This is a genomic window from Micromonospora sp. RB23 (assembly GCF_053585025.1).
This window is the reverse complement of record NZ_CM132111.1, coordinates 131,477-145,228: the sequence shown is the minus strand read 5'-3', so window position 1 is coordinate 145,228 and position 13,752 is coordinate 131,477. Positions and strand designations below refer to the sequence as shown.

Annotated in this window: 11 protein-coding genes; all 11 read right to left on the bottom strand. The window is 72.2% G+C overall.

What is annotated here, in order from left to right:
* Positions 1–23: 23 nt before the first annotated feature.
* On the bottom strand, positions 24–1,664 hold the full coding sequence (locus tag ACTFTM_RS00555; RefSeq protein ID WP_449563941.1) for a sodium/solute symporter: 1,641 nt from the start codon (positions 1,662–1,664) through the stop codon (positions 24–26).
* A 1-nt stretch (position 1,665) separates the two neighbouring features.
* Complete coding sequence (locus ACTFTM_RS00550) at positions 1,666–2,079, bottom strand: hypothetical protein (RefSeq protein ID WP_449563940.1); 414 nt, start codon at positions 2,077–2,079, stop codon at positions 1,666–1,668.
* Between the two features lie 44 nt (positions 2,080–2,123).
* Complete coding sequence (locus ACTFTM_RS00545; RefSeq protein WP_449563939.1) at positions 2,124–4,067, bottom strand: DUF4153 domain-containing protein; 1,944 nt, start codon at positions 4,065–4,067, stop codon at positions 2,124–2,126.
* Positions 4,064–5,137 (bottom strand): HAMP domain-containing sensor histidine kinase, encoded by a 1,074-nt coding sequence (locus ACTFTM_RS00540; RefSeq protein WP_449563938.1) that lies wholly within the window; start codon positions 5,135–5,137, stop codon positions 4,064–4,066. The genes ACTFTM_RS00545 and ACTFTM_RS00540 overlap by 4 nt, the downstream gene beginning before the upstream one ends.
* Positions 5,134–5,811 carry a response regulator transcription factor gene (locus tag ACTFTM_RS00535; RefSeq protein WP_449563937.1) on the bottom strand — a complete coding sequence of 226 codons (678 nt, stop codon included), beginning with the start codon at positions 5,809–5,811 and terminating at the stop codon, positions 5,134–5,136. Before ACTFTM_RS00535 ends, ACTFTM_RS00540 begins: the two co-directional genes overlap by 4 nt.
* A 227-nt stretch (positions 5,812–6,038) precedes the next feature.
* Positions 6,039–8,114 carry a carboxypeptidase regulatory-like domain-containing protein gene (locus ACTFTM_RS00530; RefSeq protein ID WP_449563936.1) on the bottom strand — a complete coding sequence of 692 codons (2,076 nt, stop codon included), beginning with the start codon at positions 8,112–8,114 and terminating at the stop codon, positions 6,039–6,041.
* 146 nt (positions 8,115–8,260) lie between these two features.
* A complete protein-coding gene (locus ACTFTM_RS00525) occupies positions 8,261–8,923 on the bottom strand; it encodes a DUF5701 family protein (RefSeq protein WP_449563935.1) in 663 nt (220 codons plus the stop codon).
* A 66-nt stretch (positions 8,924–8,989) separates the two neighbouring features.
* Entirely contained in the window at positions 8,990–9,751 is a 762-nt protein-coding gene (locus ACTFTM_RS00520; protein WP_007453674.1) for a LytR/AlgR family response regulator transcription factor, read from the bottom strand.
* A gap of 31 nt (positions 9,752–9,782) precedes the next feature.
* On the bottom strand, positions 9,783–11,009 hold the full coding sequence (locus ACTFTM_RS00515) for a sensor histidine kinase (protein WP_449563934.1): 1,227 nt from the start codon (positions 11,007–11,009) through the stop codon (positions 9,783–9,785).
* Positions 11,010–11,041: 32 nt separating this feature from the next.
* Complete coding sequence (locus ACTFTM_RS00510) at positions 11,042–12,613, bottom strand: sugar transferase (protein WP_449566498.1); 1,572 nt, start codon at positions 12,611–12,613, stop codon at positions 11,042–11,044.
* 264 nt (positions 12,614–12,877) lie between these two features.
* The gene (locus tag ACTFTM_RS00505) at positions 12,878–13,738 is read right to left on the bottom strand and encodes an Fpg/Nei family DNA glycosylase (RefSeq protein ID WP_449563933.1); all 861 of its coding nucleotides are present in this window, start codon (positions 13,736–13,738) and stop codon (positions 12,878–12,880) included.
* Positions 13,739–13,752 lie beyond the last annotated feature (14 nt).

The window sequence follows — 13,752 nt, the reverse complement described above, 5'->3', positions numbered from 1 at the left end:
CCGAAAGGGCGCAGGGCGCGGGGCTACAGGCGTAGGGCTTCGGGAGTGTGTAGGCGGAGCATGGTGGCGGCCACGTCGGCCGGTGCTCTGCGGCGGGTCGCCATCGACACCGCCACCATCACGGTGAACGCCAGCGGCACCGTCCAGGCGGCCGGCTGCGCGGTGAGGGTGGCGGGCCATCCCGACAGCGGCGGACCGAGGACGGTCACCAGCACCGCGCCGATCGCCGCCCCGCCGCCGACCAGCACTCCGGCGGCCGCGCCCAGGTCGGTCAGACCGCGCCACCAGATGCCGAGTACCAGCAGCGGGCAGAAGCTCGACGCGGCGACGGCGAAGGCCAACCCGACCACCTGGGAGACGTCCAGGCCGGAGACGTGCAGGGCCAGCGCCGCCGGTACGCCCCCGGCGATGACGGTCGCCCAGCGGAAGCCGCGTACCGAGCCGCGGCCGAGCACGTCCGTCGAGATCACCCCGGCGACGCTCGTCAGCAGGCCCGACGAGGTGGAGAGGAAGGCGGCGAACGCCCCCGCCGAGACGAGCGCGGCGAGTAGCCGCCCGGCCAGCCCGTCACCGAGGACCGCGCCGGGCAGCAGGACCACCACCGCGTCGGTCTGCCCGCTGACGAGCAGTTGCGGGGTGTAGATCCGGCCCAGCACCCCGTACAGGGTGGGCAGCAGGTAGAAGACGCCGACCAGGGCCAGCACCACGAGCGTCGTCCGGCGTGCCGCCGCGCCGTCGGGATTGGTGTAGAAGCGGACCAGCACATGCGGCAGGCCCATGGTGCCCAGGAAGGTGGCCAGGATCAGCGAGTACGTGCCGAACAGGCCCCGGTCGTCGGCGCCCGCGGCGCTGGGCAGCAACCAGTCCGCCGCATCGGTGGCCACCCCGGACACCTGCGGCACCGGGTCGCCGGCGGCGAAGGTCAGCTCGTCGCCGGGGCGTACCTCACGAATCTCACCGTCGGCCAGGGTGAGGGTCGCGCGGTGCTCGACCACGACGGTGGTCGCGGCCCGGAACGTCGGTCCGTCCGGCGGCGTCACCGCCGGGCGGGCATCGGCCTGCCACTGCAACGCCAGGAAGATCACGGGTACGGCGAGAGCCGTCAACTTGAGCCAGTACTGGAACGCCTGGACGAACGTGATGGCCCGCATCCCGCCGAGCGCCACGTTCGCGGTGACGACCACCGCGACCAGAAGGGCGCCCACCGGGTACGGGGAGCCGGCCACCGTGGCCAGCGTGAGCCCGGCGCCCTGCAACTGCGGCACCAGGTAGAGCCAGCCGATGAAGATCACGAAGGCGGTGGCGAGGATGCGCAGGCGACGGGACCCGAGCCGCAGCTCGCAGAAGTCGGGCAGCGTGAACGCGCCGGAGCGGCGCAGCGGCGCGGCCACGAACAGCAGCAGCGCCAGGTAGCCGGCCGCGAAGCCGACCGGGTACCAGAGCACGTCCACGCCGTACTTGAGGACCAGGCCGGCGATGCCGAGGAAACTCGCGGCCGACAGGTACTCCCCGCCGATGGCGGCGGCGTTCCAGGTCGGACTGATCGCCCGCGAGGCGACCAGGAAGTCGGACGTGGTCCGGGCCAGCCGCAGCCCGTAGAAGCCGATGCCGACGGTGACCAGGGTGACCGCGACGATGGCCGGGACCACGTAGTCGTTGCCCACGTCAGTGCTCCGGCCGCTGCACCAGGTCGGTGAAGTCCTGTTCGTTGCGCTCGGCCAGCCGCACGTACGCCCAGCCCACCGCGATCAGGAACGGGAACGAGGCCACCCCGAGCAGCAGCCAGGGCAGGTTGACGCCGGCCACGGTGGTCCGGCCGAGCGACGGCGCGATGGCGAACAGCCACGGCAACCCGCCCAGCCCGATGACCACCACCAACGACAAGCGCAACGCCAGCGCGAGCTGTGCCCGGACCAGGCCACGGACCAGCGCCTCGCCGACCTGGGTCTGCTGGGCCAGCTCCACGCGGGTCCGCTCGGAGCGCGTGTCGCGCCGGGTGATGTCGGCCAACACGATCCGTTCCCGCCGGGGCGGCGGAACCGCACCGCCCGACCCCACGTCAGGGAGTTGCTTGGCCACCCCGGCAGTCTTGCCCGCCTCGCGCGATTGTCAAGCGTCGACGCTCACCAGTCACGCGGGACGAGGCAGTGCGACGCCGGGCCGATCACCGGGATCGTGGCCAGCTCGGGACGGGCGCGCTCCCGTCCGAGGTTCGTCGCCCAGAGGCCGTCCCGGGGCAGTTCGACGGCGAGCCGGGACAGAGCGCAGATCCGCATCGGCTCGGGCAGTCGGGCCAGGGCCGGTACGGCGTCCGCCGACAGGCCGGACACGTAGTCGACGTCCAACCGGCCGGTTTGCAGGTACCGGTCGACGTTCCGGTCGGCGATCAGCCGATCGGGGTTGACCAGGGCCAACCCGAGCAGCGCCAGCACCGCCGTGCCGATCACCAGTCGGGGCAGCCAGGTGGCCCGCAGCCGCACCACGGCCACGCCGACCAGTACGAACAGCAGCCCGAGCCACAGCTCGACGGTCGCCACGACGAGCCGCAGGCGGGTGGCCCCGTACGCGTCGGCGTAGACCTGCATCCGGTAGAGCGCCGAGGCGACGATCACCAGGCTGAGCGCGGTGAGCGCCCCGAGCAGCGTGCGGACCAGCAGCCGGTCGGTCCGCGTGGCCTTCGGTGCCCGGCGGGCGGCGATGGCGATCACCAGCAGGGTGAGCCCGGTGACGGCGAGCAGTTGCCAGAAGCCGCCGCGCGCGTACTGCGCGTAGGTCAGCCCCGCCGTGCGCAGCACGTGCCCCGAGCCACCGAACAGCACCGTCAACTGGACCAGTACGAACGCCGCGAACAGGGCGTCGAGCAGCACCAGCGGAAGCGTCCACTCCAACCGGTGCGCGGGCCGGGACGGCGCGGGCCGGAGATCCTCCAGATCCGGGGGGCGGCTGACCAGGTACGCGGCACCCAGCAGACCGCCGCCGATCAGCAGCAGCCGGAACGTCCACCCGATCGTGCCGGGGACCGAGATGTCGGGCAGCAGGCCGCTGACCAGGTCGGCGAAGACCGCGTCGGCGGAGGCGAAGAGCAGCCCGAACAGCATCAGCAGGCCGGCGGAGAGCGCCACGCTGGTGAGGACCCGTCCGACGGCGATACCCGAGCCGGCCGGCCGGTGGTCGCGCAGTCCGCGTACCGCCCAGGGGAGCGCGCGTACCGTCGCGGCCGGCGGCAGGGTCGCGGCCAGCAGCATTCCGAGCGGGCTCCGCCCGCCGGTCACCGCGAGCGTCCCGGTCACCACGGCGGCGAGCAGGCAGAGCGCGAAGAGCCAGCCGGCCGCCCGGACCGTGCCCACGGCCACCAACGCCACGGTCGCGGCGGCCCAGAGGACCTGCGCCGCCCGCCCCGATGCCCCCGTGGCATCGGGACGGACGGTGGCCGCCGGGGTGACCTGGGCCGCCGAGGTGGTCGGGGTGACCTGACCGGCCGGCGTGGTCGGGGTGGCCTGGGCTGTCGGGGCGGTCGGGGTGACCTGACCGGCCGGCGGGGCCGGCGTAACCGGGGCGGCCCGGGCCGCCGGGGTGGTCGGGCTGGGCTGGTCGGTTGCGCTGGGCTGGGTCGCCGGAGCCGCCGGGGTAGGTGCCGTGGTTGGTGACGTCGGCGTCGGCGACGCGGGTGGGGCGGTCGACGGCCGGGCCCGGACGACGGCGGCGACGGCGAGCGCGGTGGTGCCGGCCACCGCGGCCACCAGCCAACCGAGTCCGGGACGAACCATCGTGATCGTCGACGCGCCGAGGATGGCGGCCGCCGTCAGTGCCGCCAGGACGAGCGGGCGCGCGGCACCCGATGGCCCTGGCCAGCGCCGCTCGATCAGCGACGGCGGCCGGGGCGCGAGGAGCGGGGCAGCCATCGGCTGGGGCCAGGCCGGGATCGGCCGTCCGGCGCCGCCGGTGGCCGGTGCCGCTGGGCCACCGGTCGACAGGGCCGCCGTGCTGGCCGGCGGTCGCGCCGGTGAGTCGGCGACCGGCGTCGTCGGGCCGCTGGTCGGAGGCGGAGTGCTGCCAGGGGCGGTCATGCGACCTCTCCTCGGTGTGGTCCGTTGTTCGGGATGGTGACCTGGATGCGGCAGCCGGGAGGGGTGCCCTTGGCGGCGCTGACCGGGTCGAGGACCGCGATCCGGCCGCCATGCAGTTCCACGACCCAGCGGGCGATGGCCAGGCCGAGGCCGGTTCCACCCCCGGCGGCGCGGTCGCCGCGCGTGAATCGTTCGAACACCCGGGACCGCTCGGCCGTCGGTATGCCCTGTCCCTCATCGCTGACCTCGAAGTGGAGCTGGCCGGCGTGCTCCTTGGCGCTCACCCGTACGGTGCCGCCCGGTGGGCTGTGGCGGGCGGCGTTGTCGAGCAGGTTGGTGAACACCTGGTGCAACCGCCACGGGTCGGCGTGCACGGTCAACGGCGTCGCCAACTCGTGCAACCGGAAGTCCACGTCCAGACCCGCGCCGGCCGCGCTGGCGATGGCGTGCTCCACCGCCTCGTCGAGGAAGTCCCCGACGTCGATGTGGACCCGGCGTAGCGGCACCACCCCGGCGTCGAGACGGGACAGGTCGAGCAGGTCGGCGACGAGGTGCCCGAGCCGCTCGGTCTGGGACAGGGCCGCACGCAGGGCCGCCGGCTCCGGTTCGGCCACCCCGTCCACCATGTTCTCCAGTACGCCCTGCAACGAGGTGATCGGCGTCCGCAGCTCGTGGGAGACGTTGGCGATCAGCTCACGTCGCCGCTGGTCCGCCGCGTGCAGGTCCTCGGCCATCTTGTTGAACGCCTGGGCCAGCTCGCCCACCTCGTCGCGGGAGGTGGCGCGTACCCGACGGGTGTAGTCGCCGCGGGCCATCGCCCCGGCGGCGGCCGTCATCTCGCGCAGCGGTGAGGTCATGCCGTGGGCGAGCACCTGCGAGGTGACCAACGCGATGCAGATGGAGGTGATCGCCGTGCCCGGTGGGAGCCAGCCGATGCCATACCAGAAGTAGCCGATGGCCACCGCCCAGGAGGCGACCAGCAGCACGCCGAGCTTCATCTTTATCGAGCGGACCGGGTCGAGGGGGCGGGGAAGCACCCGGTCGAGCCAGTCCACCAGCCGGCCCGTCACGCGGGGACCTCCAGGGCGTACCCGACGCCGTGGACGGTCCGGATCAGGTCGGCGCCGAGCTTGCGTCGCAGGGCCTTGACGTGGCTGTCCACCGTGCGGGTGCCGGTGCCGTCCGCCCAACCCCACACGTCGGCGAGCAGTCGTTCCCGGGGAAGCACCGTCCGAGGTCGCCCGGCGAGGTGCAGCAGGAGGTCGAACTCGGTCGGCGTGAGGTGCACGTCCGCGCCGGCCCGGCGGACCCGCCGCTCGGCTTCGTTGATCTCGATGTCGCCGAGGCGGATGGCCGGTGGCGCGGGAGTCGCGGCCCGTTCCATGCGACGCAGCAGCACGTGGACGCGGGCGGCCAGCTCGCGCATCGAGAACGGCTTGGTGAGGTAGTCGTCCGCACCGACGGCGAGCCCGACCAGCAGATCCGTCTCGTCGTCGCGGGCGGTGAGCATCAGCACCGGAACCGGCCGGACCGCCTGGATACGCCGGCACACCTCCAGACCGTCGAAGCCGGGCAGCATCACGTCGAGGACGACGAGATCCGGCTGCCCGGTCCGGAACCGCTCGACCGCGCTGGGGCCGTCCGAGGCGATCTCCACCAGGAAACCCTCGGCGCGGAGTCGGGCGGCGACCGACTCGGCGATGGTGCGTTCGTCCTCGACGACCAGGACGCGACGTTCCTTCATGGGGTCTGACTGTAGGGAGCCGCCGTGGAGATCAGTGGGTGGCGTTGTGAACAACCTGTGGAGAACCGCTCGACCCTGTGGATAACTCGGTGGTGATGCCGGCCTGCCTCCTCGAACGTCCGAGGTTCGTTGTGGACGACCGACCGAGCTGTCAGGGTGGGCCGGGCTTCCCGGCTGGGCACGCAGCGGGGCCGGTGGCAGCGCCACCGGCCCCGCTGACGCCACGGTCAGGCTGCTGGTACGACCAGGTCCGCCGACATGGTGCCGCTGGCCGGCACGTTGAAGAGTGCCAGCTTGCGGGTGCCGTCGGGCTGGGTCACGAGGTAGCGACCGCTGACCTGCTGACCCTCACCGAGGGAGGCGTCGTAGGTGAAGTAGACCCGCTGCGGTCCCTTGATCCGGATGGAGAAGCGGCCGTCCTCGATACTGCCGCTGCCGGCGATGTCGCCGGTGTCGGCGCTGCGCGCCACGACCCAACCGCTGGTGTAGTCGGTGCCGTCGGGCGTGCGGAAGGTGCCGGTGAGGGTCACTCCGCTGTCGAGTTGCGCATTCTGCCTGGCCGCCGCGCCGGCGGTGACGGTCACCGGGGTGGCGGTGAACCGGCTCGGCTTGTCACCCGACCACTCGTTGGCGTAGTGGCCGTCAGCGAACACGACGGGCCAGGCGTACGGCCCGAGGTTGCGCAGCGTGTACACGCCGGCCGCGTTGGTGGTGGCGTCGTTGACGCCGACGCCCGGATGCGCGGTCAGCACGGAGACGTCGATGCCCTGGATCGGCTTGCCGGCGGAGTCGGTGACCGTGCCGGTGATGGTGCCCGCCCGGTCGATCCTCACCTGTGGTCCGGTCGCCACCTGACCGACAGTGGCCGTGACGGTGGCGGCCTGCCGCTCGTCGCCGGTCCCACCGTCGACGCCCACCCACTGACGACCGTAGGTGGAGCCGAGCGGTACGGCGAAGAGCTTGTAGGTGCCTGCGGTCAGCGGTCCGACCTCGATCCGGCCGTTGCGGTCGCTGCACTCGCCGTAGCCGTCGCTGAGTGCGGCCTGCTTCGGCAGGAACGCGTCGAGGCAGACGTCCGACAGCGGCGCGCCGGTCTGCCGGTCGACGACGGTGGTGGCGATGACCGCGCCCGGCCGGAGCTTCACGGTCAGGTTGGTGGTGCTGTTGGCCTTGACGCGTACGCCCGTGAGCTGGCGGGAGAAGTAGTGACCGTCCGGCGCGTACAGGAAGAGGTCGTGTTGACCCTGGGGCAGGCCGCTGACGGTCACCGTGCCGCTGCCGTTGCTGCACACGGAGTCGGCGCAGAAGTTGGCGACCGGGGCGCCGGTGACCGAGTCGACGGCCGCGATGGTGACCGATCCGGTGCCGAGCAGGCTGTCCGCGATGGTCGTCTGCTGCCCGCCGCGGATCTCGACGACGTCGGCGGCCTCGGCCGTCAGCTTGCCGCGGTAGTACTGCTGCCGGTCGTCCGTGGAGAACGCGACCTTGTAGGACCCCTGGAGCACCTCGACGTTGAACCGACCGTTCGAGTCGGTCTGCGTCCATGCTCCGCCGTAGGAGTTCACGGTGGTGATGTCGACCTGGGCGTTGGCGAGGGCGGCGCCGGTCGCCGTGGTGAACCGGCCGGTCAGGCCACCCACCGGCAGCACCGTCTCGTTGACCTCGGTGACCGCGTCCAGCTTGACCTCGAAGACGCTGGCGCCCTCTTCGTCGAGCTTCCCCGGTACGTACTGGGTCTGGTAGGAGCCCTCGATCGGGTTGAAGCTCACCCGGTAGCGGCCGGGTAGCGCGTTGATGGCGAATCGGCCGTCGTCGTCGGTCGAACCACCGGCCCAGCCGTACGTGTCGACCTCGTTGGCGTTGATGCTCACGTACGGCACGGGGCTGCCGGCGGCGTCGACGAGCCGGCCGCTGAGGGTCCCGGTGCCGAAGAGTTGCTCGTCGACGGTGGTGGTGCCTCCGGCCGTGACGGTCACCGGGTCGGCGTCGGACATCTGCGACTTCTGGTGGTGGTACTGCTCGGGGCGCAACCAGGGGAAGTACCCCACCCGGTAGGAGCCGGCCGGCAGGTTGGCCACGGTGTAGTTGCCGTCGGCGTCGGTGCTGGTGTAGCCGGCGCTCTCGTAGTCGTCGGCGGGGTAGACCTGGACCATGACCTCGGCGGCGGGTGCGCCGTCGCTGGTGGTCAGTCGTCCGCTGACCGCGCCCGTCGCCGCGGCCTGGGCCGGGGTGGCGCCGGACAGCACGAGGGCCGCCACGACGGCACCGGCCAGCAGGGCGCGGCGGGCTGGGGATTGCTGCATCGATGTCCCAACGTGAGGGTGGTGGGGCGGCCTGAGCAGGCTCCGCCCGCACCGACCCTGCGCCCCGTACGGGACCGGCACACGGACGATAGGTCACCGACGATGGCTACGTAACCGGCCGATCGGCGCTACCGTCCTCAGTGGAATCAGTCGAGACCGATGCGTTCCGGTCGGGCCGAGGCGGAGCCGAGCCAGGTGTGCGGGTTGCCGTACCAGCACCAGCCCAGCTTCGGTGCGCCCTGGCTGATCCAGAGCGCCGGCACCCGCTTGTCACCGCACCGCGAGCCGACCAGAGAGAAGCACCTGTTGCTGGCCAGCGCCTCGGGATACAGCGTGATGAAGGCCAGCCCCTCGTCGATGGTGAGCGGAAGCCGACCCTGAGCGGTCATGCCCTCCATTGCCACGGACGGGGCGAGGTTGCGGAACTCCTCACCACGGTGGACGTCGAAGAGGAGGTACGCCGGACCGGCGGGCACCTCCAGCTCCTTGATGGGGTCGAAGCGCGGCAGGTCGTCCTCGGCGTAGTGCCGGTCGAGGAAGCCGGGCTTGCGCTTGCCGGCCAGGGTGGTGAGTTCGAGTCGGGGCTCCACGCCGATGAGGTCGCGCGTGACGACCAGCAGGAACGGCACCCGCGCGTCGGTGGGCGCGGGCAGGCCGGCGGCACCGTCTACCGCGCCGGATCGCAGGGGCGCGACCAGGTCGCGGAAGGCGCTCTCGGGCATCCCGGCGAGGGTCGGGTAGCCCAACCGCACCAGGCGGTCGACCTGGTTGTCGAACTCGGTCTCGGCGTCGAACGGGTTTTCGGTCACGGCGGCCCTCCCGGATGTCGTACGGCGTAGCGTACAACGTACGGGATGGTTGCCGGCATTCCCGACTCAGCGACTCCAATCCTGCTTCGCGGCCCTGACCAGCTTGTCCTTCAACTCCCTGGTGTGCCGCCGGCTCACCGGCAGCTCGGTGGAGTCGACCACCACCACGTAGCCGGAGTTCACCAGGCGCAGTTCCGCGATCAACTTCAACTGCACGAGGTACGACCGGTGCACCCGCACGAAACCCGCATCCGCCCAGCGTTCGGCGAGCGTCGCCAGCGACACCCGCACCAGGTGTGACCCCTCGGCGGTGTGCAGCCGGGCGTAGTCGCCCTGCGCCTCCACCCACCGCACCGCCGAGCGCGGCAGCATGCGGGTCGTCCCGGCCAGCTCGATCGGGATCGTCGGATCCTCCTCGGCCCGGGCCAGCGCCGCCGGATGCGACGGCACCACCCGCGACCCGATCACCCGCCGCAGCGACTCGGCCAGCCGTTCGGCGCGTACGGGTTTGCGGACGTAGTCCGTGGCACCCAGGTCGAAGGCGTCCACCGCGCCGTCGTCGTACGCGGTGACGAACACGATCGCCGGCGGTCGGGCGAAGCGCCGCAGCACCCGCGCCAGCTCCATGCCGTCCAGGCCGGGCATCCGGATGTCCAGGAAGACCACGTCCACGTCGCCGTCGCGCAGCAGCCGCAGCGCCTCGGTGGCGTCCCCCGCGGTGTGCAGCCGGGCCACCCGGGGGTCGGCCCGCAGGTGGTACGCCAACTCGTCCAGCGCCGGCGGCTCGTCGTCCACCGCCAGCACCCGCAAAAAACCGGAGGCGTTCACCGGGCTGCCCGCATTCGCTCGCTGCGCTCGCTCACGAACCGGCCCGTACGCCCGGGTGGAACTTCGGCACCCGCACGCTCACGCGCGTTCCCGAACCCAGCCCGGTCTCGACGACCAGGCCGAAGCGGTCACCGAAGACCGACCGGAGCCGCTCGTCGACGTTCGAGAGGCCGACGTGCTGGCCCGTGTCGTCGCCCGGGTCGCCGGTGCTGTGAGCCAGCTCGGCGATACCGGCGGTCAGCGTGGCCGGATCCATACCCACCCCGTCGTCCTCCACCGTGATGTGGCATTCGGCGCCCGCGTCCCGGGCCTCGATGCTCACCATGCCCGTGCCCGGCTTGCGGGACAACCCGTGCCGGACGGCGTTCTCCACCAGCGGCTGGAGGCAGAGGAACGGCAGCGTCACCGGCAGCACCTCCGGCGCGATCTGTAGCCGCACCTGCAAACGGTCGCCGAAGCGGGCCCGTTCGATCGTGAGGTACCGGTCGATCGACCGCAGCTCCTCGGCGAGGGTGGTGAACTCGCCGTGCGCCCGGAACGAGTACCTGGTGAACTCCGCGAACTCCAGGATCAACTCCCGGGCGCGCTCCGGGTCGGTCCGGACGAACGAGCCGATCGCCGTCAACGCGTTGTAGATGAAGTGCGGGCTGATCTGCGCCCGCAGCGCCCGGATCTCGGCCCGCGCCAGCCGCTCGCGGGACGAGTCCAGCTCGGCCAGGGCGAGCTGGTTGCCGGCCCAGTGCGCGGTCTCCAGGGTGGCCTGCACGAGTCCCGGCGCCGGCGCGTTGTCGGCGATCGCCACCAGCGCCCCGACCACGCGGGCGTCGGCGCCGTGCAGGGGCGCGACCACCGCTCCGCGGATCGGGCAGTCCACCCGGTCGCAGCGCAGGTCGGACTCGCCGAGCACGGTCGACCGCCCCGAGTTGATCGACCGCTGGGCCGCCGCGAGCAGTTGCTCGCCGTGGTGCGTGCCGCGTCCGTCGAGGGCGAGCACCGCGTCGGCGTCCGTGAGCGCCAACCCGACCGCGCCCACCAGGGCACGCAGATGACGTACGGCCTTCGCCGCGCCCGCCGCGCTCAGCCCCGCCCGCAGCGGTTCGGCGGCGAGCCCGGCGGTGTGCAGCACCTCGTAGGTGGCCCGCTGGGTGGCGGTGGCGATGCCGCGTCGGGCGCGCAGTCGCAGCACCGCCAGCAGGGCCGCGGTGAGAGCGGTGACCAGCGAGACGACGCCGACCACGGCGGAGAGGTTGCCACCCACGCAGCGATCCTGACGGCTCGCCGGCTCCGGCGCTAGTAGGCGCCCTTACGGGCGAGCACCACCCCGACCGTGCGCCACAGGATGCTGAGGTCGTACGCCAGCGACCAGTTGTCGACGTAGTAGAGGTCGAGCCGGACCGCCTCGTCCCACGACAGGTCGGAGCGGCCGGAGACCTGCCACAGCCCGGTCATGCCGGGGCGGACCAGCAGCCGGCGTCGCACGTCGCCCAGGAAGTCGCCGTCGTCGGCCGGCAGCGGTCGCGGCCCGACCAGCGACATCTCACCCCAGAGCACGTTGATCAACTGCGGCAGCTCGTCCAGCGACGAGGCACGCAGGAAGCGACCCACCGGGAAGACCCGGGGGTCCTGCTTCATCTTGAACAGCATGCCGTCGGTCTCGTTCTGGTCGGTGAGGCTGGCCAGCCGGTCCTCGGCGTCGACGTACATCGTCCGGAACTTCCACACCCGGAACGTGCGCCCCTCGTGCCCCACGCGGGGCTGGCGGAAGAAGACCGGCCCGGGGTCGGAGATGCGGATCGCGATCGCGATCGAGATGAAGAGCGGGATCAGCAGCAGCAGGCCGAGGCCGGCGGCGACCCGGTCCATCAGGTTCTTGGCCAGCAGCGCCGGCCCGGAGAGCGTCGGCTCCTCGACGTGCAGCAGCGGCAGACCCTCGATGGGTCGGATGTGCACGCGCGGGCCGGCGATGTCGGTCAACTGCGGGGCGACCACGAGATCCACCCCGGAGCCTTCGAGCTGCCAGGCCAGTCGGCGCAGCTCGCCCGGCTCTGCGCTGGCCGACCCGCACACGGCGATGGTGTCCCCGCCGACCTCGCGGACCAGGGCCAGGACGTCCCGGCCGGCGTGCACCGGCACCGGCGTCGGCACCCCGCGGGCCGCCGCGTAACCGTCGGTGATGTGGATGGCGACCGGCATCAGGCCGGCGGCCGGACTGCGGGTGACCGCCGCGTAGACCTCCAGGCACTCCGGCAGGGTGCCGACCAGCACCATCCGGTGCGCGGCCTGACCGGCCCGGCGGCGGATGTAGTGCAGCGCCCAGCGGGCCACGAAACGGCCCCACAGGATCAGCAGCAGCGCCCCGAGGAGCGCCGTGCCCACCGTCCACCGCGACAGCGCGGTCTTCGTGGCGAAGGCGAGGAAGGAGACGCTGGCCGCGACCGTGACCGCGGCCCTGATGACCCGCTTGAACTCGTCCGGGCCGAGCCCCAGATACCGCCGGTCGTACGCCCGGTTGCTCCAGAGGATGACCACCCAGCCCAGCGGCAGCAGCAGGTAGGAGATGGTGTGGAACCAGGTCGGGTCCTGGTTGGTGCCGGAGAAGCCCGAGGCGGCCTGGTCGAAGAGTTGGATCGCGATCCAACTGGCGAAGGCCGCCGCCCCGAAGTCGAGCAGCAGCAGGATCGCGGTGTAGGGGCGGTGCCAACGGGAGACACGGCGTCGCGCCCTGGCCCACGCCGACCGAGGCACGCCGTTGTGTGACGGCGGCGTCGGCGGCTGGATCTCGAAGCTGTCGACGTGCCGCACGAGTCTGCTCCGGCCTTCGTTGGATACCGGGCGCTGGAGGCTTGCCGTCACCTCACCCATGTCCTCCCGCATGACACGTGCCGCTCACTCGCCGTGAGGGCCCGGGTCGCCCACCGTCCCAGTCTCCCACGCGGGCTCCGGCCGGTCGCCGCCCCGCAGGAGATTGGCGACCGATGGTGTCGGCGGGATCTGGCCGGCTCCGCACCATTTCAGAAGCCGGGGACCGGGCCACTATACCGATGGATACGCCTGTGGCGAGAACGGTGGACCGGAGGTTCGGCTCACTCGGGACGATTCCGCTCCGTAGTCGCGCCGTGGAATTACTCACCGTACGAGACGGGACAACCGTCGGTCAGCGAGCGGTTTGCCGCCCGTCTGACACGTGGCGCAGTACTGCAGGCTCGAGTCGGCGAACGAGACTTCCCGCACCGTGTCCCCACACACCGGACAGGGCAGGCCGGTACGGGCGTGCACCTTCAGCCCGGACCGCTTCTCGCCCTTGAGTTCGGCGGCACGTTGGCCGAGGGATCGCTCGACCGCGTCGCCGAGCACCTGCCGCGTCGCCGCGTGCAGGGTGGCCAGCTGGGCGTCCGTGAGCCGGTCGGTGATCGCGAACGGCGACAGCTTCGCCGCGTGCAGGATCTCGTCGGAGTACGCGTTACCCACCCCGGCCAGCACCGACTGGTCGGTCAACACCCCCTTGACCTGCCCGCGTCGGCTGCGCAGCCGCTCGACGAAGGTGGGGAGGTCGGCGGCGAGCGCGTCCGGGCCCAACTTGGCCACCCCGGGCACCGAGGCCGGGTCGGTGACCAGGTACGCGGCCAGCTTTTTCTGCGTACCGGCCTCGGTGAGGTCGAAGCCGGACCCGTCGTCGAGCCGGACCCGCACGGCGATCGGGCCCTTGCCGGGGCGCAGCGGGGTCGAGGACGGGAATGCCTCCCGGTAGTGCAGCCAGCCCGCCCGGGCCAGGTGCACGACGAGATGCAGATCACCCTCGATGACGACGTCGAGGAACTTGCCGTACCGACGGGCGTCGACCACCGCCTTGCCGGCGACGACGGTGGGTGCCGGGTCGTACGTCTTCAGGGCGCTGATCGCGGCGATCTCCAGCCGGTCGACACGCCGCCCCACCGCGCGCTGCCGCAGGTAACCCGCGAGCGCTTCAACCTCCGGTAGTTCGGGCACCAGCCAACGGTAGC